A 20,525-nucleotide genomic window follows, 5' to 3' on the forward strand; every position below is an offset into this window, starting at 1 on the left:
CGCAAGCCTTATTGCTGAAAATTCAAGTCGTTGTGAATTTTTTGCTGTATTCTTTCCCATTCCCTGTTAAATTTCCCCATATATAATGTATTGCTGATATTTCCTCAAGGCACCTGTCATCCTCGTTAAGCCAGATCGATAAGGAGGCCTGAATGGAACGGAAATTCCCCCATCTTTGTCAACCTCTGATCCTTGGCAAAGTGACTTTGCGCAACCGCATGTTTTCTGCTCCCATGGGGGGCACGGATATCACGGCCGACTGCTGTATCGGTCGTGGCTCCACAGCTTTTTACGAACTCAGGGCCAAAGGCGGAGCGGCGGCGGTGACGGTCAGCGAGCTGATGGTGCATCCGCAAACCGACGGCTCCCATGCCTTCCATATCGACCTGGCCACCCCGGGTTCCCTGGCAGGCTTCGCCTATACGGCAGACGCCATCCGCCGCCATGGGGCCATCCCCAGTGTGGAACTCTCTCATTCCGGTCAGTTCGCGGGAACCTACCTGATCGATAAGGGGCGTAAGGGTTCGCTGGTCCAGTATGGACCGAGCGACGGGGTCAGGGCCGACGGCATCCCGGTCAAAGCGCTGAGCCACGAACTGATCGCGGCCATTGTCGAGGCGTACGGCGAAGCAGCGGCCCTGGTCAAACGGGCCGGATTCGAAATGGTCATGGTCCACGGCGGCCACGGCTGGCTGATCAACCAGTTTCTTTCCCCCTATTTCAATAAGCGCAATGATGAATATGGCGGCTCCCTCGAAAACCGGGTACGCTTCGCCGGTGAGGTCCTCGACAGCGTCCGCGCGCGGGTCGGGGTGGGTTTTCCCATTGAGTTCCGGATGAGCGGTTCGGAACTGTTCCCCGGCGGCTATACCATTGCCGACGGCATCGAAATCGCCAAACTCCTCGAAACGAAAATCGATCTGCTCCATGTCTCCGCCGGGACCTACCAGCGCGGTTTTGCCCAAACCCACCCCTCCATGTTCCTGCCCCACGGCAGCAATGTTCACTTGGCGGCGGCCATTAAACCCCATGTCCGGGTGCCGGTCGCGACCATCGGCGGGCTGAACGATCCGGCCATGATGGAAGAGATCATCGCCAGCGGAAAAGCCGATGTGGTGGAAATGGCCCGGGCACTGCTGGCCGATCATGAATTGCCCAGAAAGGTCATGCTCAATCAGGATGAGCGGATTGTCCATTGTCTGCGCTGTTTTACCTGCATGGCTGAACGGGCGGTCACCGCCACCCGCCGCTGCGCCGTCAATCCGCTCATCGGCCGCGAGTTGGATGGGATCGAGCTTCACCCCAGCCCGCGGCCGCGCAAGGTGCTGGTGGCCGGGGGTGGTCCCGGCGGCCTGGAAGCGGCGCTCACCGCGGCCCGGCGCGGCCACCGGACCATCCTCTGTGAAAAGACCGCCAGGGTCGGCGGCATTCTGAACTGCGAGAGTGCGCTCCCCTTTAAGCGTGAGATGTATGAACTCGGGGCGACCCTTGGCCGGCTGGCGGAACTGGCCGGGGTTGAGATCCGCTGCAATACCACGGTGACCCGGGAGTATGTGGAGGCGGAACAGGTGGATGCCCTGATTGTGGCCATCGGTTCCGAGCCGTTGCTGCCGCCGGTGGTGGGTCTTGCCGCGCCCCAGGTGATGACGGTGAACGAGTATCATCTGCGCCAGGACGAAGTCCGGGATCAGGTCGTGGTTATTGGCGGCGGCCTGTCGGGGTGCGAACTGGCACTGCATCTGGCCAGGCAGGGGAAACAGGTGACCCTGGTGGAGATGCGGGCCGAGCTGGCCGTTGACAGCAATATCAGGCACCGGCCGATTCTTCTGGCGGAACTGGAGCCGCTGGTGACGATCCACCTGAATATGCGCGCGGTCGAAGTGACCGCGGAAGGTGTTCTCTGCGCCGATGCCCAGGGGCAGCCGCAACTGATCGCCGCAGCAAGCGTGATCTGTGCGGTCGGCCAGCGGTCCCGCCGGGAAGAGGCCGCAGCCTTGCTGGATGCCGCTCCCGAGGTGCGGCTGATCGGTGATTGCGTACAGCCGGCTAACATTACCACCGCCATTTACCACGGCTATCATGCCGGGCTTGACCTGTGACCGCGGCACTGTCCTGAACTCAGGCAGGTTTGTTGACGCACCTGCTTGACTCCTTCGGAATCGGAGAGTATATTAGCTAGCTAATTGTTAGTTAGCTAATATATAGGAAAAGTGCAATGACAACTCCACCCGAAGATTATCAACAAGACGTCACCCTGGGCCAGCTGCTGGGCCGGGTCTGCCGATTGGTCGGCCGCAGCCGGCGCATGAAGCTGGAAAGTATCGGCCTCCACCATGCCCAGGGCATGATTCTGGCGCAACTCTGGCATCACCACGATGGCATGTCTCAGCGGGCGCTGGCCCAGGGGCTGCATATTGCCCCGCCGACGGCCAGCAATACCCTGCAACGGATGGAGCGGGACGGCTGGATCGAACGCCGCCGGGACCAGGACGATCAGCGCGTGGTCAGGGTTTATCTGACCGATAAGTCCCGCAGCCTGCACCAGGAGGCCCACGCGTCCTTCCGCGAGCTGGATCAGGAAATGAGCTCGGTCCTGAGCGTAGAAGAACAGGAAATATTCCGGGAATCCCTACTCAAAGTCCATCGTTACCTGAACCAAGCCTTGCCCCAAACGCCGGATAATCCGGGGACGGAGGGGGCATGAAATCCCTGTTAAGGTTATATGGATTTTTGCGCCCTTATCGGCGTGCGTCCTATGCGGCTCTGCTGCTGTTGTTTGCCATGGTAGCGGCGGATCTGCTCATTCCTCATCTGACCCAGCGCATCATTGACCAGGGGATCGCCGCCGGCAACCTGCAGGTGGTCATTTCCACGGCCCTGCTCATGACCGGTGCCGCGCTGGCATCGGCCTGTTTCGCCATCGCCAACAACTATCTTTCTGTCAGCGTGGCCATGAACTTTGGTGCCGACCTGCGCAGCGCCTTGCTCCGTCGGGTCCAGACCTTTTCTTTCGCCACTCTGGACACCCTGCAGACCGGCAAGCTGATCGTCCGTTCGACCAGCGATGTCAATGCCGTGCAGATGATCGTCATGCTCTCCCTGAGGATTTTGACCCGCGCGCCGATCTGGGCGGTTGGCGCAATTATCCTGCTGATTGTCACCAGCCCCCAGCTGTCCTTGATCATGGCCCTGTTCGTGCCGCTGATCATGGTCCTGGTCTGGCTCTTTGCCCGACGCAGTCAGCCCATGTTTCTGCGCGTCCAGCAGTTGCTCGATCGGCTCAATGTGGTTCTGCAGGAGAATCTGGCCGGGGTCCGGGTGGTTAAGGCTTTTGTGCGCAGCAGCCATGAATCGAAGCGCTTCGATGCCGCCAATGAGGCCCTCACCGAAGGGACCATCGGGGTCGCCCGGCTGATGGCGGTGTTTTCCCCGCTGATGCTGCTGATCCTCAACCTGGCGATTGTCGGCGCGGTCTGGCTCGGCGGCAAAACCGCCATTGCCGGCGGGATGACGGTCGGGGAAGTGGTCGCCTCCATCAATTACCTGTCCTTTGCCCTGTTCCCGATCCTCATGCTCACCGCCATGCTCGGGCCGGTCTCAGCGGCCGACGCTTCGGCGCGGCGGATTCTCGAAGTCCTCGATGCCGAGGCCCAGCCGCGGGCCACCACCTCGGCCGTGTTAGCGGCGCAACCCCGTGGGCGGATTGCCTTTGAGCAGGTCAGCTTCTGTTATCCCGGGGAGCATGCAGAACCGGCTTTGACCGACATCTCCTTTGTGGCAGAAGCGGGCGAGACCCTGGCCATTGTCGGCGCTACCGGAGCGGGAAAATCGACCCTGATTCACTTGATCCCGCGTTTTTACGATGTCAGTGCCGGGCGGGTGACTTTTGACGGTGTCGATGTCCGCGACCTTGAACTGACCACTTTGCGCCGTGCCATCGGCATCGCTCTGCAGGAATCCGTTCTGTTCAGCGGCACCATTGCCGACAATATCCGCTATGGCAACCGGGCGGCCAGTGACGCAGAGGTGCAAGCCGCGGCCGAGGCGGCCCAGGCCGCCGAATTCATCGACGAACTCCCGGACGGCTACCAGACTCTGGTCGGTCAGCGTGGCGTGACCCTGTCCGGCGGCCAGCGCCAGCGCCTCGCCATTGCCCGGGCGCTGCTGGTCAAGCCGCAGGTCCTGATCCTGGACGATTCCACCAGCGCCCTTGATGTCGAGACCGAAGTGCGGCTGCAGGATGCACTCGATCGCCTGATCGCCGAGACGAACCATGCCACCACCCGGATCATCGTGGCCCAGCGCATCAGCACCGTGCTGCTGGCGGACAAGATCGTGGTCCTTGACCAGGGACGGGTCAGCGCCATCGGTAATCACCAACAACTGCTTGCCAGCAGTGAGGTCTATCGGGATATCTATCGGTCCCAGCTGGGTGAGCCGGCGGCCGTAACAGGAGGTGCCAATGGCTGAACAACGCACCGCATCAGTACGAATGAGCGGCATGCCCGGCCCGGGCGGCCGCGGCCCCGGCCGCCATAACATCGAACGGGCCAAAGACACCCGCCAGACCCTGCGGCGCCTGATGAACTACCTGCAACCCGAACGCGGCGCCATTATTCTGGTCGCGCTGATCGCCTTTTGCGGAACCGTCCTGGCGTTGACCGGTCCCTATCTGATGGGGCGGGCCATCGACCAGCTGCCGGGGCGTAATCTTCCCGCCTTGCTGCAGATGACCCTGTTCATGCTGGCCGCCTATGCTCTGGCGTCCGGCGCGCAGGCGGTGCAGGGGCTGCTGCTGGCCGGCATCTCCCAGCGGGCCATGCGCAAATTGCGCGCCGAGCTCTTCGACCGGCTGCAGACTTTTTCCCTGCGCTTCTTCGATACCCGTCAGCAGGGGGACCTGATGAGCAGGCTGACCAATGACATGGATGCCATCAGCCGGGTCCTCACCGACAACGCCGCGCAGTTCTTTACCGGGCTGCTGACCCTGGTCGGGATCCTCGGCATCATTTTCGTACTCAGCCCCTGGCTGGCCCTCGGTTCGATGATCGCCTTTCCGCTGATGATCGGCCTGGTCGGCACGGTCGGCAGCAAGACCCGTGCGGCGTTTCGCAGTTATCAGGAACGTCTCGGCGGACTCAATGCGGTCCTTGAAGAAACCTATAGCGGTCAGCGGGTGGTGCTCGCCTTCGGCCAGGAAGACTATGTTTTGAACCGTTTTGACCAGGCCAATGAAGAGGTGCGTACGGTTGGCGTCAAGGCCATGACCCTGGCCCTGCTGGTCATGCCGATGATGGGCATCCTCTCCAATCTGAATGTCGCCATCCTCTGCGGACTGGGCGGCTGGCTGGCCATCAAGGGGCTGGTCAGTATTGGCACCATCGCAGCTTTCATCACCTATTCGCGGCGGTTTGCCGAACCTCTGCGCCAGCTTGGCAACCTTTATAACCAGGTGCAGGGAGCTTTGGCCGGGGCCGAACGGATTTTCAACCTGCTCGATACTGCTTCGGAACAGGGGGATGCTCCGACTGCACCGGAGCTACCACGGGTGGCCGGAGAGGTCGAGTTCGACCATCTCAGCTTCGCCTACCAGCCCGACACACCGGTGCTGCAGGATATCTCCCTCCATGCACGGCCCGGTCAGCGCATCGCCCTGGTCGGGCATACCGGGGCCGGCAAGACCACCATCGTCAACCTGCTGTCGCGTTTTTACGACCCCCAGCAGGGGACGATCCGCATCGACGGGATCGATATCAGTACGGTTTCGCGTGACAGCCTGCGCCGCCAGCTCGGCGTGGTCCTGCAACAGTCCTTTTTGTTCAGCGAATCGGTGCTGGAAAACATCCGCTACGGCCGTCTCGACGCCAGCGACGAAGAGGTCATGACCGCGGCCCGGTTGGCCCATGCCGACGGTTTTATCCGCCGCTTGCCGCAAGGCTACGACACGCTGCTCTCCGAACGCGGCGGCAATCTTTCCGAAGGGCAGCGCCAGCTGGTCACCATCGCCCGCGCAATCCTTGCCGACCCGGCTATCCTGATCCTCGACGAAGCGACCAGTTCGGTCGATACCCGCACCGAAGCACGGATTCAAAAAGCTTTGCAGGAACTGATGACGGGGCGCACCAGCTTTGTGATCGCCCACCGCCTGTCGACCATCGCCACGGCCGACCAGGTGATCGTCATCGACCAGGGGCGGATCATCGAGCAAGGGACCCACGATACGCTGCTCGCCCGGCAGGGGACTTATCATCGTTTGTATGTCAGTCAGTTCCGGGGGCAGACGGCAGGGGCAGGGAAGGGCACGGAGCGGAGTGTCCAGGCCGGCCGCTAGCTTTGGCTTTTGGTTTTCTGCGTCAACCCAGGGGGATCAGCGGTCGGTGTGGGGCAGGTTTTGTGCACTGCCAACACCGCCCTGATGGTGGTGGCCAACAGCCGCAAGGCGACCAGCAGTTGCGCGATAACCAGCAAAAAGCAAAAGCCGATAAACAGCAACAGCAGGATATGGTCTGAGGTGTGGGCCTCGCCGGGAACGGCAGCTACAGGGGTGAGCAACATGAGGTGGAGGAGCAGCGACGATGGATCTGACAGGATTGGAAACATGGCCTTATCCTTTTGGTTCCGGGTTGCTTCAAGTCCGTTATCATCCCTCCTGCAATAAGCGGAATACTCTTTGAAACATCCCTTTTCCCAGGATTCTTGCAACGGATCAGGCGGCAGTTTTTCGGCAGACCACAGGGGCTTCATGCCAGGCATTGCATATTTTCAACAACCGCACCGCTTCGTTGGCTGTTAGCGTCAGGGGCAGCCTGTTCAATAACGGTCGTAATCTCTTCAGCAGTGAGTCGTCCACAGGTTTTCTCTTCTTGATAAAGCATTCCCCGTGCCATATCCGGTAAAAATCAATTAAAAGATCTAAGTGTATTGATATTGTTACAGAATGATCCGTCATTGAGCTGTGATCGGCCCTGTTGCCGCTGTCTCTTTTTGAGTCTGCAGAACATTTTCGGCCAGCCCGGCGAATCGGCAAAAGATCGCTGCAGGGGAATGCAACTTATGAGGATGACACGCAGTTTCCAGGCAGGCAAGAGAACTGGGCGCAGCAAGAACTTACCCGGGATGCCGTCAGGATTCTTTAACCGGTTGTTTTTATTGCGGAGCCGGGGCGGAGAACGGTGCTGTATTAGGATGCTATTGATGATTGTCAAAATGAGACAAATTCGGGAAGGATTCGCCGGGGCGGCTGTCTCCCCGGCTTGAGGTCGTGAGCGTCCGGCTCCTTGTGTCACGGCGACGACAGGGGCGGTGCAAGCTGATCTTCCCCTGCCGTCGGTCCGTGAACGGTGCAAGCGATTACTTATAGGGATATGCCGTGGCCACGAGCCTGGTGGTGTAAACCGTGCCGACCAGGGCATAGGTCCAGGATTCTTCGACCTTGACGTCGCTGATGTAATCTCCCCCGGCCTGGGCGCGCAGTTGCTGCAGGGCCCGTTCGTGACGGTCGTTGATGCTGATGGGGATGAACAGCAGCAATTGCAAGCCACTGGCCGAAGCTGAGATAGCGCGGCCACGGGTCATATCGACACTGTCCAGGCTGACCTGATGGTTGGCTGCGGTCAAGGGGGCCGGCCTGCCCGTACAGCCGGCCAGCGCCAGGCTGGTCAGTAATACCGCAAAGATAAGGGATCGTTTCATCATCATGGGGTGACTTCCTTTATGGCATCGCCGGTCAGGGTTACTTTTCGTGCAGTTCCGATCAGCCACCAGTACCAATCTTCCTGGTAGGTGACATTGATCAGCCCGGTCGCGCCCGGGGCTTTGCTCAGGGCATCCTGATAAGCGCGTTCAACCCGCGAATTGATCCCCATGGGGACAAAGTAATAGGCGGTACTCAGAATGCCGAGAGAACCGGTTGCCGTGCCGCTGACCGGTCCCAGGTTTTCATAATGGGCCGGTGGGGTGGGGCTGACCGTGACCAGGTGGGACGAACAGCCGGTCAGGGCAAGTACTCCCGCGAGCAGGAACAGGAGCCAGGTGTAGACTTTGTTTTTCTTCATGAAACCCTCCATTGGTGTGACCGACAGGGATTGGTTAAGCTGCCGGGTGATGAAAGAATTATAGCTGATTTTCAGGGGCCTGAAACAACGCCGGGCCTAAATAAATAGAGTCGGCAAAGCTACCGTTGCGACCCCGGGTCCCCGCATTTTGCGAGCTCCGGCGAGGCGATCATGATTGTAAGCTGAATCTTAATTCTATTGATTTTTCAGAGTCGCGAAGAAGTCCTTGATGCGGTGGCTGCCGTATTCCGGGGCGAGCATGTCCATGGCCATGACGGTGAGGAAAAATTCCAACGGGCCGTAGGTCTTGGCGGGAGTGAAGATTTTTGCCAGGCGCAGCACCGCGACTCTGAGCCAGTCGGGGATGCAGGTTATCTTCGGCGGTTTCCCAGCAACGGCAAATGCGCGTAGGGCGATCTCCCGCTGGCTGAGGGTTTCCGGGCCGCCGATTGCGATCTCCTCTTCACTGCCGTTGATCGCTGCCACGCAGCACCGGGCCAGGTCCGCGCCGTGAATCGGGTTGGCCCGCAGCTCGCCGCTGCCGAACAGGTAGATGCGCCCTTGCTGCGCCATCCTGAAAAATTCCGCCATGTCAGAGAAAAATCCGTTGGGCCGGACGATGCAATAATCCAACCCCGACTTGCGCAGCTCGGCGACAAACCGCTCCTTGGCCGCGCAGATCTGCAAATGGCGCAGCTTTTCCCCGTTGAGAACCGAGACATAAATAAACTTTTTAACGCCGTTTTTTTTTGCTTCCGCGAGCAGATTCAGATTGGCCTGGTAATCGACATCCATATAGCTCAGTCCGTCCTTCTGGCGGGTGATGCCGACCGTGGAAATCACCGTATCCATCCCTTGGCAGCAGCCCTGCAAGGTGGCCGGTTCGGTCAGCTCCGCCGCGAAGATGTCATCGACGCTGACCCCTTTGTTTTTAAGTTTGGCCGGGTTACGGACAATGGCCCGGCAGAAGCAGGAGCTGTGTTGCAGCTCGGCGGCGATATAGCCTCCCAGGTAGCCGGTGGCCCCGGCCAGTAAGACTCTATTCATGGTAGATGCTGATCCTTTGTTGCGCAGGCTGCTGGCATAGCGTCTGCTGAACCCGTGGTTGAGCGAGCAGAATCGATGGAAATCTGTTCCTTGTTTTTTGTGAGATGGAGACCTGCGCTAATGGCGCTTGTTTAAGCAACTATGTAGTAACCTCGGGACTGTCCCCAGGGCCATCGGGGGCTGTCCCAAGAGTTTGCGAGCCATGAAACTGTCGCGGTTAACACTGCAAAGACCTGGGACAGCCCCCGTGCGGGGACAGTCCCGGTTTTGCTGCCATCGCCCCTTAAACTAGCGCAATTCGGGACATGGACGTTTTCCCCCCGGGGTTGAAACAGTCTGTGGCTGGATTCCTAAGCAATTTGTCCGGGGCGGCAGGAGTTCGCCAGCAAATGTTCAAAGCCGCTGTTGTGTCGCGCCGGCTTGTCCCCTGCTCAAGGTGTAGCCCGTCAGTTCCGGTCTGTCAATGCCCGACTGTGTGCCCCCTGGATGGCTGATTCGTAGCTCGCTGTCGTCCGGGTATTATCCATGACAACAGGTCCGCCCAGGTGGTTATGTCCGGCCCGGTTCATGGCAGTGACTGACCCTGGTTCGCAGGGGGGGCTGCCTCGACATTAGCGGTATTTATGTTAGGGTAAAAAGAAAGGAGGGGAAAATAACCGCCCCGAAACTTTGAATATGATCACGGAATTTAAGGATTTTTTATCATGACAGATAATTTCTGGCAGCTTTATGGAGAGGCGGTCATGACCGCTTTTGGTTTCTTCTGGAAAGCTGGCTGGGCATTTGTCTTCGGTTACTTTGTCAGCAGTATGATTCAGGTGTTTGTACCCAAAGGCCGCCTGACGCCCTATATGGGAAATCCCGGCTTCAAGAGCCTGTCGCTATCGACCTTCTTCGGGGCGATCTCTTCGTCCTGCTCTTTTGCCGCCCTGGCCACCGCGCGCTCACTTCTCCTGAAGGGGGCTCACTTTATCGCCGCGGTCGCCTTCATGTTCGCCTCCACGAATCTCGTCATCGAACTCGGGATTCTTATCCTGATCTTCCTCGGCTGGCAATTCCTCGCCGCGGAAATCATCGGTGGTCTGTTGTTGATCGCTATCAGCAGTCTGTTGATTCGGCTGACCTTCCCCAAGAAATGGGTCGAGCAGGCCAAAGAGCGTATTGAAGAGGAGGACGACGAAGAACAGGATTTCGACTGGAAAGAGCGGATGCGCAGTGCCGAAGGGTGGCGCTTGGTCGGCCACAAGTTTGTCATGGAGTGGCAGATGGTTTGGGAGGAGATCTTGATCGGTTTCACCATTGCCGGGTTTGTGGCGGTTTTCGTTCCGGATACGCTGTGGGCAAAAATCTTCCTGATGGACGCGGCAAGTTCAGCCCCCGAATGGCTGCGGGCGGTGGAAAATGCCCTGGTGGCCCCCTTTGTTGCGGCGCTTACTTTTATCGGTTCCATGGGCAATATCCCCCTGGCCACGGTACTCAACGCCAATGGGGTGCTGTTTGCCGGGATCATGGGTTTTATCTATTCCGATCTGATGGTGCCGCCGCTGGTTGCGGTCAATGCCCGGTATTACGGCTGGCGTCTCGCCCTGTATATCGCCGGCATTATGTATGTCGCGATTACCATGACCGCGCTGATCCTCCATTTTCTTTTCCTGGCCCTGCAGATAACCCCGGAGAGTGCGCGCGCTGTGGAGGATGTCGCTCAGTTCAAGCTTGATTACACATTCTGGCTGAACCTGCTCTTTATCGGCGTGACGGGTTGGCTGATTGCACTGCATCGGAGGCATGTCAAAAAACAGGATATGAGCGGCATGGATCACGGCTCTGGTTTTTCGCTGAAACGGGTTCTGGTCTATGGCTGTCTGCTCATTCTGGCGGGAGGCTTGTTCAGTCGGGTTGTCTTCTGATTCTTGCTCAGCCCAGCTCTTTTTCAACCGTCTGCAGGAAATGATCGCTATATTTCATATATACTGTAACTATGCCTCGACCAAGCCGGGGATAGTCGATTTTTAGAGAACTTTCGATCCATTGACTTTGATCCCTAAAAGGAAAAGGGACCATCATGGCACAGTCGAAGGACAGGAATAGCGCTCAGCAATGGGGCGACTCCCTGCTGAAACGTCGCAGTTTTGCCATTACTCCGGGACGGTTCGCGCTGATTTACGCTGCCTGCGGAGTTGCCTGGATTGTCCTTTCCGATCTGTTGGTATTGTTCGTTGTCATCGATCAGGTCGATGCTTTTATCGTCGAGACGATCAAAGGGCTGGCTTATGTCACTCTGACCGCAGCCCTGGTCTACTGGCTGGCCGGTCGCGCGCAGCAGCAAATCATCAAGGTCCAGACCGCAGAAGAGCTGAAAAACACCCAACACCTCCTCGGCGTTATCCTGTCCAGTCTTGGCGAAGCCGTACTCCTGATCAATCCGGACAACCGGACCATTGTCGAGTGCAACCCTGCCGCCGAAAAACTGTTCGGCTATCGGCGCAACGAATTACTCGGCCTGAACACCCGCATCCTTCATGAAAACGTTCAGTCTTACGAAGAGTTCAGCCGTGTCGGCGAACCGGAGCTGACCAGACAAGGGGTCTACCAGGCGGAAATCCGCATGAAACGCAAGGATTCGACTCTGATCGATACGCAAGTCACGGTAACGACGATCAATGAAAAAACGGGTTGGCAGGGCGGGGTCATCAGTATTATTCATGATATGACCGAGCAAAAAAGTACCGAACAAAGGTTAAAGGAAAGTCGTAATCAGTATTTGGATATCGTTGAAGGGACACCGGATCTCATCACCAGGGTTGATAGCGATGGGCGGGTGCTGTTTGTAAACCATGCCGCAAACAAATTTTTCGGCTTGAACCCGCAGGAGTGTATCGGCCGGTTTGCTTTCGACTTTCTGCACCCGGATGACCGGGCCAGGACAATGGCGGCGTTTTCACGCTGGCTTGAAAGCAAGCAGAAAACCTTTTCTTTCGAAAACCGCCTGAAGAGTCTCACCGGCCAGGTTTATTTCATGGAATGGTCCATTCGGGCCGAGTATGACGATAACGGTCAAGTCTGTGGCTTTGCCAGTACGGCCAGGGATGTCACGGAAAAAAGGTGTGCGGAGGCAGAGCACGGCAAGCTGCAGGATCAACTTCTGCAGGCTCAGAAAATGGAATCGGTTGGCCAGTTGGCCGGCGGGATCGCCCATGATTTTAACAACATGCTCAGTGTCATCATCGGCCATGCCGAAATCGCCCTGCGCCGATCGGATCAGGACAGCCGCATCTATAATAACCTCAAAGAGATCCGGACCGCAGCCAAACGTTCCGCGGACCTGACCCGGCAGTTGCTGACCTATGCGCGCAAACAGACCATCCAGCCGAAATTGCTGGATGTTAACGCACTGGTGAGCGGGATGTTGAACATCCTGCGGCGGCTTATCGGCGAAAATATCGAGGTCATCTGGAACCCAGCCGCAGAGCTCTGGCCGGTCAAAATCGATCCGACTCAGTTCGATCAAATCCTCACCAACCTGTGCCTGAACGCCCGGGATGCCATCAGCGGGACCGGGCAAATCATGATTCAGACGAAAAACGTCATCCTCGGCCAAAAGGATCAGGACTCCCATCCGGAAATTGTCATTGGAGACTATGTGCGCCTTTCGGTTCAGGATAATGGCTGTGGCATGGATCCCGAAACCTTGGCGCATATTTTCGAGCCGTTTTTCACGACCAAAGATCCCGGTATCGGCACCGGCTTGGGGCTCGCCACGGTCCTGGGCGCAGTCAAGCAGCATAAAGGGTACGTTTACGCCTCCAGCGAACCTGGCCAGTGGACCATTTTCAATGTTTATCTGCCCCGCGCAGAAGGTGTCGTGCAGATTGAAACCAGTCCGTTGGATCGCCCGGTCCGCGAGGGGTCGGAAACCGTTCTGCTGGTTGAAGATGATCCCATGCTGCTCAACCTGCTGAAATCCATCCTGGAAGAGAATGGTTATACCGTCCTCGCCGCAACCAATCCGGCTGCCGCCTTGTCGCTGGCCCGCGAATATCAGGGATCGATCCTCCTGCTGCTTTCCGATTTGATCATGCCGGTGATGAACGGCCGGCAATTGTTCGAGAAACTACATCCCCTGCGGCCTGAGATGAAAGTTCTGTTCATGTCCGGCTATTCCGACGATATTATTTCCAGCCAGGGGGTGATTCATGAACATATCCATGTCCTGCAAAAACCCATTGAGACCGACTTGCTGATCAGTACCGTGCGCAACATCCTGGACGCTCCGGCCAGCAACTGAGTTGTTTTGAGGCAACGTCCTGTTTTAGAAAGTTTTTCTTGCCGCTCCGCAGGTGATGATTTATTGTTCCAGTACGCTAGTTTGAAACGAGGGACTTTCAGTCCAAGCTTTTCAAGCTCTATGAATTGATTCCTTCCCCCTTGATGGGGGAAGGTTAGGATGGGGGTGAAAATGCTGGCCAGTTTCCCCTCACCCCAACCCTCTCCCACGAGGGAAGAGGGGGCTATCTCAGGGCCTTTCAGCCTCGTCCCTCTGCACATTCAGTACATAGTCGTTTAGTGTCACGACAGGTTTTGCAGCAGTTATTAAGCGGGAGGGGGATGTATATGGGATCAACTCCTTGGATTCAAAACGCCACAGCATATGCCGGGTCAGGTGCTGTGGCGTTTGCTATTTTGAGCAGACAACAAGACAGACGTTGAGCGAGCGGGCAAGGATCACATATTTAAAGGGGGGACGATGAAGCACCTGATTGTTTGTTGTGACGGCACCTGGAACAATCCTCTGCAGGAAGAGAACGGCGTGCCTGCGCCGACCAATGTGTTCAAGTTGTATAACGCCCTGGCCGAAGCCAGCCAGGGCTGCGAGCAGCTGAAATACTACCATCCCGGTGTCGGCGGGGAGGGCGGGTTGGTCTCGTCCATTGTCGGTGGCGCGTTCGGGGCCGGGATCAGTCGGCATATCTGTAACGCCTATCACTGGCTGGCCGAAAACTACCTCGAAGGGGATCAGATCTACCTGTTCGGTTTCAGCCGCGGCGCGTTCACCGCCCGCAGTTTGGGTGGTTTTCTGGGCAAAGGGCTGCTCAATCTGGACAAGATCGATTCCAAAGAGGGCTGGGAACGCGTTCATACCGCCTATGAAAAAGGTTATCGGAAATGCAAGGAGAACTGGGCCAAAACCGACTGGGCGTTTTTCCACGCCGGTCAGCCCGCGCCGATCCGCTTGATCGGGGTCTGGGACACGGTCGGCGCCCTCGGTATTCCCGACGATCTGGAAATCCTTAACTTTTTCGATGATAAGGACAAGTGGGAATTCCATGACACGGAGCTGGGCGCCCACGTGCAGATCGCCCGTCATGCCATGGCCATCGATGAAATCCGTTCCAGCTTCAGCGTGACCCGCTGGTCCAAAACAGCCCCGACCACAGATGCCAAAGAAATCTGGTTTCCCGGGGTGCATTCTGATGTTGGTGGCGGTTACGCGGACTGCGACCTGTCCAACGGGGCGCTGTTGTGGATGATGCAGGAAGCGCAGAGCGCCGGGCTGAAATTCCGCTCCGACGCCATCGCCCTGATTAAAGCCGATCCTCTGGGCGTCATGCACAATTCCTACAAAGGGGCCTTTGCCATGCTGCGCTCCCGTCCGCGCAATATCCCGGCGCTCGATCAGGCCAATGCGACGGCGTTTCATTCCAGTGCGCTGCTCCGTCAGAAGATTTCGCCTGTCACGTATCCGGCCTATCACCCCACCAAAATCCTCGCCCTCGGTGAATCTGTTGCCATAGACATTTATGCCGCCGAGCGCTGGAACAACACCGGCCTTTATCTGGAAAAAGGGCACAAATATCAGTTTTCCGCCACCGGGGAATGGAAAGACAGCAAGGATGTCTGCGACTGGAAAGGCACCCAGAACGACGACCTGACCAAAGGGGATATCGTCCGGTTGGGGTCGTCCTTCCTGGGACTGTTCGAGGGAGCCTTCAAAAAGGTCAGCAAGAATGATTCCTTCGACATGCTCTGGACCAAGCGGGTTGAAAGCCTCAAATGGTTCGTGATGGTCGGAGCCATTGCCAACGATTCCGGCAAACAGAAGTCCGTCAAACAAGACGGCAGCCCAACCCCGCATCAGTACGTCGACCTGACCAAATACCAGAACAAACCCCTTGAAATCAGCGCGCCGGGTTATCTCTACTGCTTCCCCAATGATGTCTGGAGCCTTTATGACAATAACCGGGGGAGTGTGAGGTTGGTGGTTGAGCGGGTGGGGTGAGCTGCCAGTTCTCAATTTAGTAGGCCTGCAATATGGACATTGCCGACCGCAAAGCCGAACTGTCGGAGAATATCCGTGGCGATATTGCCCTGATTTATTTTTATATGAATGATGCCTATCCGGGGCGGGGGATTATCAGCGGTAAGAACCGCAAACTGTTTGAGGCTTGGGATAAACAGGACCCGGTTGACGCCTGGGAGTGTGAGCGGGAAAGGCGGATTCAGAAAGTGCAGGGGAATGGGACTCAGTTTGTGATGGATAGATGCTTGAGTAAATGAACGGGGTTTGCAAGTAATAAGGATGAATTTCTTTATTTATCAAATTTATAATATGTGAAATATTAGAGTTTAATATATTTTTTAATATGATTTATGGAGGGGCTATGTCAATTGAGCAATGGCTGATGAGTCCTGAGCGCCGTGAGCTGCTGGCATGGATAGGCTCTTTTGTTATAGGAGTCCCAACCGCGATTTATTCTATTTATAAATTTCTGAAAAAGTTTAAACTCACCACCTCTGATTCAAAATCTTTAGATTCTGGATTTCCTTCGTTCATTATTGATAGCGCGACAATTTACAACATCGTCAACAATAATGTTTCTCCAGAGTCATTTCAGACTTTAGTCGAAGAGCTCGGTGTTACCAAGGCAGCGCTGAAAAAATTCTTTGAGATCATTCAAGAGGAACATGTTTCTCCCGAGGATCTCAACAGCACCTTGTGCCGGATTGCTCAGAGTTTTCATGAGCTGAAAATAAAGCTGGCTTCTTTTACCTCAGACGACCCGGAAGTCAACACCCTAAAACAACAAGCATCTAACGCTTTGGAAGCCGGACAGTTTTTGAAGGCCGAAGATCTTCTAAACCAGGCTAGTGACTGTGACGTTAAAAAAGCAATGGAAATTCAAAAGATTGCTCACAAGAAGTTATTGTCTGCGGCAGAAAGTAAGGCCGAGAACGCCCAACTGAAGAATTCTCAATTCCAATATGCTGTTGCTGCCGAATATTATCGGCAGGCGGTGGAACTGCTTCCCTCGGGGGAAGATAAAATTTTGGCCTCTTATCTCAATCTTGAAGGAATGTCTCTCTATAACCTCGGCAATTACGATAGTGCCAACCAGAAGTTGTCTAAGGCTGTCGACCTAATGAAGGAAGCTTTTGGCGAAGAACATCTATGTTCCCTGACCTGTATGAACAACCTTGCGGAAACATTGCGAGCCCAAGGGGACTTGAAAGGTGCCCGTACGCTTCAAGAGCAAGTTCTGGAGGTGAGTCGGCGGACCCTGAGCGAGGAGCATCCAGATAGTCTGATCAGTATGAACAACCTGGCGTTAACACTGCAGGCCTTGGGAGACTTGCGTGGTGCCCGTAAACTTCAGGAGCAGGTACTGGAGGTGAGCCGACGGTTCTTAGGCAGGGAACACCCGGATAACCTGAGGAATATTAACAACCTTGCGGAGACATTGCGAGCCCAAGGGGACTTGAGAGGTGCCCGTACGCTTCAAGAGCAAGTGGTGGAGGTGAGCCGGCGGACCCTGGGCGAGGAGCATCCGGATAGTCTAAGAAATATGAACAACCTGGCGTTAACACTGCAGGCCTTGGGGGACTTGAACGGTGCCCGTAAACTTCAGGAGCAAGTGTTGGAGGTGAGCCAGCGGACTCTGGGTGAGGAGCATCCGGATACCCTGAGGGATATTAACAACCTTGCGGAGACATTGCGAGCCCAAGGGGACTTGAAAGGTGCCCGTACGCTTCAAGAGCAAGTGGTGGAGGTGAGTCGGCGGACCCTGGGTGTGGAACACCCATTCTCTCTGACCGGTATGAACAACCTGGCGTTAACACTGCAGGCCTTGGGGGACTTGAGAGGTGCCCGTAAACTTCAGGAGCAAGTGCTGGAGGTGAGCCAGAGGACCCTGGGCGAGGAGCATCCGGATTGCCTGAGAAATATGAACAACCTGGCGTTAACACTGCAGGCCCTAGGAGACTTGAACGGTGCTCGCGAGCTCCAAGAACAGGTGCTGGAGGTGAGTCGGCGGCTCTTGGGCGAAGTGCACCCGTTCACTCTGACCAGTATGGGCAACCTAACATTAACGTTTAGAGCTCAAGGGGACTTGAACGGTGCTCGCGAGCTCCAAGAACAGGTGCTGGAGGTGAGTCGGCGGACCCTGGGCGAAGTGCACCCATTCACTCTGAGCGGTATGAACAACCTGGCGTTAACACTGCAGGCCCTGGGGGACTTGAACGGCGCTCGCGAGCTACAAGAACAGGTGTTGGAGGGAAGTCGGCGGACCTTGGGCGAGGAGCATCCGGATACCCTGGGGCATATGAACAACCTGGCATTAACACTGCAAGCCCAAGGGGACTTGAACGGTGCCCATAAGCTTCAAAAGCAGGTACTGGAGGTGAGTCGGCGGACCCTGGGTGTGGAACACCCATTCACTCTGACCGGTATGAATAACCTGGCGGAAATGCTTCGGGCACAAGGGGATCTAAATAGTGCTCGCGAGGTTTTTGAGCGGGCGCTGGAGGTGAGCCAGCGGACCCTGGGCGAGGAGCATCCGGATAGCCTGAGGCTTATGAACAACTTGGCGTTAACACTGCAAGCCCAAGGGGATTTGAACCGTGCCCGTAAGCTTCAAAAGCAGGGACTAGAAGTGAGTCGACGACTATTGGGTGGGGATCACCCGGATACCCTGAAACATATGAACAACTTGGCGGAAACTCTGCGAGCCCAGGGGGATTTGAACGGTGCACGGGACCTTCAGGAACAGGTACTGGAGGTGAGTCGGCGGCTCTTGGGCGAAGTGCACCCATTCACTCTGACCGGTATGAACAACCTGGCGTTGACACTGCATGCCCAATGGGATTTGAACTGTGCTCGCAGTCTCCAGGAAAAGGTGCTAGAGGTGAGTCGGCGACTATTGGGCGGGGATCACCCGGATACCCTGAAACATATGAACAACTTGGCGGAAACTTTGCGAGCCCAGGGGCTTTTAAACGGTGCACGGGACCTTCAGGAACACGTATTGGAAGTGAGCGGGCGGACCCTGGGCGAAGAGCACCCAAGTACCCTCATCAGCATAGGAAACTTGGCAAATTCTCTTTGGGGGTTAGGGGAATGTAACGCTGCTATCTCATTGATGGAGCAAACGATGTATGTGTTAGCCAAAAAACTCGGTGATGATCATCCAATCACAAAAAATTCAAAAGAAACTTTAGTCATTTGGAAAAAAGAACTTAATCAGTAACCCCTTTTCCTCATTGACCCCTTACTCGGAGCCGTGCGTCATGGCCCTTTGATTCTTTCAAGCCCAGCCCCCGATATCTCTGTCCCTGCCTGTACTCATCACTGGATCAGGCCGAAAGCCCCAACTCCTCAAAAAGCATAAGGTTCCTACCGTAGAAACTCGAACATAAAGGGAACTTGATCGGTTCGGTGAGACCGACCCGGAATCGGTAGTATGGATAGGATTCTCCCCTCTTTACAGACCATATTTTGATCGACAGTAGCAGCGCGTATCTGTATGTTTATTCAAGTAAGATTTTTGAAAAGTGTGAGGGGGATACCGGGAAGCTGATTCTAGCAGTTTGCCTATTTGCATGTCTGGTTTCTGTGTCGTCGTATTTCCTCTCCTTTAATTTTTCTGAGTATTTGAGTCCGGCCTTGTTGGTGGCAAGTTTAGCAGGGTGGCTATAGGCCTTATTCTGCGGGCGCAATGTTTGTCCTTTCCTACTTTCTTCTTCAGAGAGGAGCATCCACGATGACAGGAATTTTGCGACGAGTGATTTTAATCGGGATTTTAATCTCCAGTTTCCTGCTGGCCAGTTGCGGCGAAAACAGCAGCAAAGATAGTGCAGGGCATACTGGATGGGGAACTCCTGCTACGATTACTGATGGCAGTGGGAACGCTAGTTGGCCGAGTATTGTCATGGACAGCGCTGGCAACGCCATTGTTGTCTGGCGGCAATATGATGGTTCTGTTAATAGCCTGTGGTCCAACCGCTACGATGCTGCCACCTCGTCCTGGGGAACTGCAGAGCTGATAGAAGCCAACAGCGCAAATACCTTCTCTTTCAAGCTTGCCATGGACAGTTCCGGAAACGCCATGGCTGTTTGGCTGCAATATGATGGCCCTACTTCTTATAGCCTTTGGGCCAATTACTACGATAGGACGGCCTTGTCCTGGGGAACAGCGGTCGAGATTGAGGGGTATAACGCAAGTTGGAGCGCTCCTAAGTTAGCTATGGATAATGATGACAATGCTCTGGTGGTCTGGGAAGAATATGACGGTTTCAATTATAGCCTTCGTGTCAGTCGTTACGATGCCGCAACTGCCTCTTGGGGAGCGATTGAAGTCGGCGGAAGTGGTGTCGGCGAGGTCGACGATCTCAAGATTGCCACAGACGGTGCTGGAAATGCCATTGTGCTGTGGCGGCAAATTGACGGTTTAGGCAATACAATTTGGAGCAGTCGCTACAATGCCGGAACCCTATCCTGGGGATCGCAGGACAAAGTAGCGACTGACGGCGGACCGGTGTGGGACTGCCAGCTGGCGGTTGATGAAGCGGGTAATGCCATTGCGGTCTGGGTGCACAAGGAAACCACTGGTGATTTACTTTGGGTCAGCCACTTCGATGTGACGACACTCTCTTGGGGAGGGGCTGAGGAGATAAAGAGTCGCAATAATGAAGGGGTGGAGTATCCGCAGGTTGCCATGGACGATGCTGGAAATGGCATTGTTGCCTGGCGGCAATATACCGCAGCAACTGATAGTATCAAAACTCGTTATTACAATGCAGTCACTTCATCCTGGGAAAGGGTCGCAGATATAAAAACAAGCAGTACTGAACTTACCGATTTCCCACAGATCGCCTTCAATGCGGGAGGCGGCATTGCCGTCTGGGAGCAGTCGGACGGTGCAGTTTCTACTCTGTGGACTAATCGCTTTAATACTGCAACTCTGACCTGGGGAGAGGCGGAAGCGATTACAAACGCTAATGACGAGGCCTATTTCCCACAAATTGCTATGGATAGCAACGGCAATGCCATCGTTGTCTGGGTTCATTCGGATGGTGCTGTTGATAATATTTGGGTGAGTCACTCGGAATGATGCTTTTCACGCAGGAGAAATAACTCCATTTTTTTTGCAG

Annotated in this window: 14 protein-coding genes; 10 read left to right on the forward strand and 4 right to left on the reverse strand. The window is 55.9% G+C overall.

Features of this window, described 5'->3' with window-relative positions; genetic code table 11:
* The first annotated feature begins 152 nt into the window (after positions 1-152).
* The 4 genes from N909_RS0117625 (at position 153) to N909_RS0117640 (ending at position 6,331) form a co-directional block, all read left to right on the forward strand.
* The gene (locus N909_RS0117625; RefSeq protein ID WP_029917456.1) at positions 153-2,099 is read left to right on the forward strand and encodes an FAD-dependent oxidoreductase; all 1,947 of its coding nucleotides are present in this window, start codon (positions 153-155) and stop codon (positions 2,097-2,099) included.
* Between the two features lie 116 nt (positions 2,100-2,215).
* Entirely contained in the window at positions 2,216-2,704 is a 489-nt protein-coding gene (locus N909_RS0117630; RefSeq protein WP_051689928.1) for a MarR family winged helix-turn-helix transcriptional regulator, read from the forward strand.
* Positions 2,701-4,470 (forward strand): ABC transporter ATP-binding protein, encoded by a 1,770-nt coding sequence (locus tag N909_RS0117635; RefSeq protein ID WP_029917458.1) that lies wholly within the window; start codon positions 2,701-2,703, stop codon positions 4,468-4,470. Before N909_RS0117630 ends, N909_RS0117635 begins: the two co-directional genes overlap by 4 nt.
* Positions 4,463-6,331: an ABC transporter ATP-binding protein gene (locus N909_RS0117640; protein WP_063336438.1), complete on the forward strand. Its 1,869-nt coding sequence runs from the start codon at positions 4,463-4,465 to the stop codon at positions 6,329-6,331. Before N909_RS0117635 ends, N909_RS0117640 begins: the two co-directional genes overlap by 8 nt.
* On the opposite strand, the gene N909_RS0117645 is transcribed toward N909_RS0117640, so the two are convergent.
* The 4 genes from N909_RS0117645 to N909_RS0117660 form a co-directional block, all read right to left on the reverse strand.
* On the reverse strand, positions 6,328-6,600 hold the full coding sequence (locus tag N909_RS0117645; protein ID WP_155006001.1) for a hypothetical protein: 273 nt from the start codon (positions 6,598-6,600) through the stop codon (positions 6,328-6,330). The genes N909_RS0117640 and N909_RS0117645 overlap by 4 nt on opposite strands.
* A 750-nt stretch (positions 6,601-7,350) precedes the next feature.
* The gene (locus N909_RS24025) at positions 7,351-7,698 is read right to left on the reverse strand and encodes a hypothetical protein (protein WP_051689929.1); all 348 of its coding nucleotides are present in this window, start codon (positions 7,696-7,698) and stop codon (positions 7,351-7,353) included.
* Complete coding sequence (locus N909_RS0117655) at positions 7,695-8,054, reverse strand: hypothetical protein (RefSeq protein WP_029917462.1); 360 nt, start codon at positions 8,052-8,054, stop codon at positions 7,695-7,697. The genes N909_RS24025 and N909_RS0117655 overlap by 4 nt, the downstream gene beginning before the upstream one ends.
* Positions 8,055-8,249: 195 nt before the next feature.
* The gene (locus tag N909_RS0117660) at positions 8,250-9,101 is read right to left on the reverse strand and encodes an SDR family oxidoreductase (protein WP_029917463.1); all 852 of its coding nucleotides are present in this window, start codon (positions 9,099-9,101) and stop codon (positions 8,250-8,252) included.
* Positions 9,102-9,805: 704 nt separating this feature from the next.
* On the opposite strand from N909_RS0117660, the gene N909_RS0117665 reads away from it, so the two are divergent.
* From N909_RS0117665 to N909_RS0117690, 6 genes are all read left to right on the forward strand, one after another.
* The gene (locus tag N909_RS0117665) at positions 9,806-11,008 is read left to right on the forward strand and encodes a permease (protein WP_029917464.1); all 1,203 of its coding nucleotides are present in this window, start codon (positions 9,806-9,808) and stop codon (positions 11,006-11,008) included.
* 155 nt (positions 11,009-11,163) lie between these two features.
* A complete protein-coding gene (locus N909_RS0117670; protein WP_051689930.1) occupies positions 11,164-13,386 on the forward strand; it encodes a hybrid sensor histidine kinase/response regulator in 2,223 nt (740 codons plus the stop codon).
* A gap of 459 nt (positions 13,387-13,845) precedes the next feature.
* Positions 13,846-15,378 carry a DUF2235 domain-containing protein gene (locus tag N909_RS0117675; protein ID WP_029917466.1) on the forward strand — a complete coding sequence of 511 codons (1,533 nt, stop codon included), beginning with the start codon at positions 13,846-13,848 and terminating at the stop codon, positions 15,376-15,378.
* Between the two features lie 32 nt (positions 15,379-15,410).
* Positions 15,411-15,656 (forward strand): endonuclease, encoded by a 246-nt coding sequence (locus N909_RS0117680; RefSeq protein WP_029917467.1) that lies wholly within the window; start codon positions 15,411-15,413, stop codon positions 15,654-15,656.
* Between the two features lie 104 nt (positions 15,657-15,760).
* Positions 15,761-18,622, forward strand: a complete 2,862-nt coding sequence (locus N909_RS0117685; RefSeq protein ID WP_029917468.1) for a tetratricopeptide repeat protein — start codon at positions 15,761-15,763, stop codon at positions 18,620-18,622.
* 513 nt (positions 18,623-19,135) lie between these two features.
* Positions 19,136-20,485 (forward strand): hypothetical protein, encoded by a 1,350-nt coding sequence (locus N909_RS0117690; protein WP_029917469.1) that lies wholly within the window; start codon positions 19,136-19,138, stop codon positions 20,483-20,485.
* The last annotated feature ends 40 nt before the right edge of the window (positions 20,486-20,525 follow it).

The sequence above is a fragment of the Pelobacter seleniigenes DSM 18267 genome, assembly GCF_000711225.1.
Taxonomy (GTDB): domain Bacteria; phylum Desulfobacterota; class Desulfuromonadia; order Desulfuromonadales; family Geopsychrobacteraceae; genus Seleniibacterium; species Seleniibacterium seleniigenes.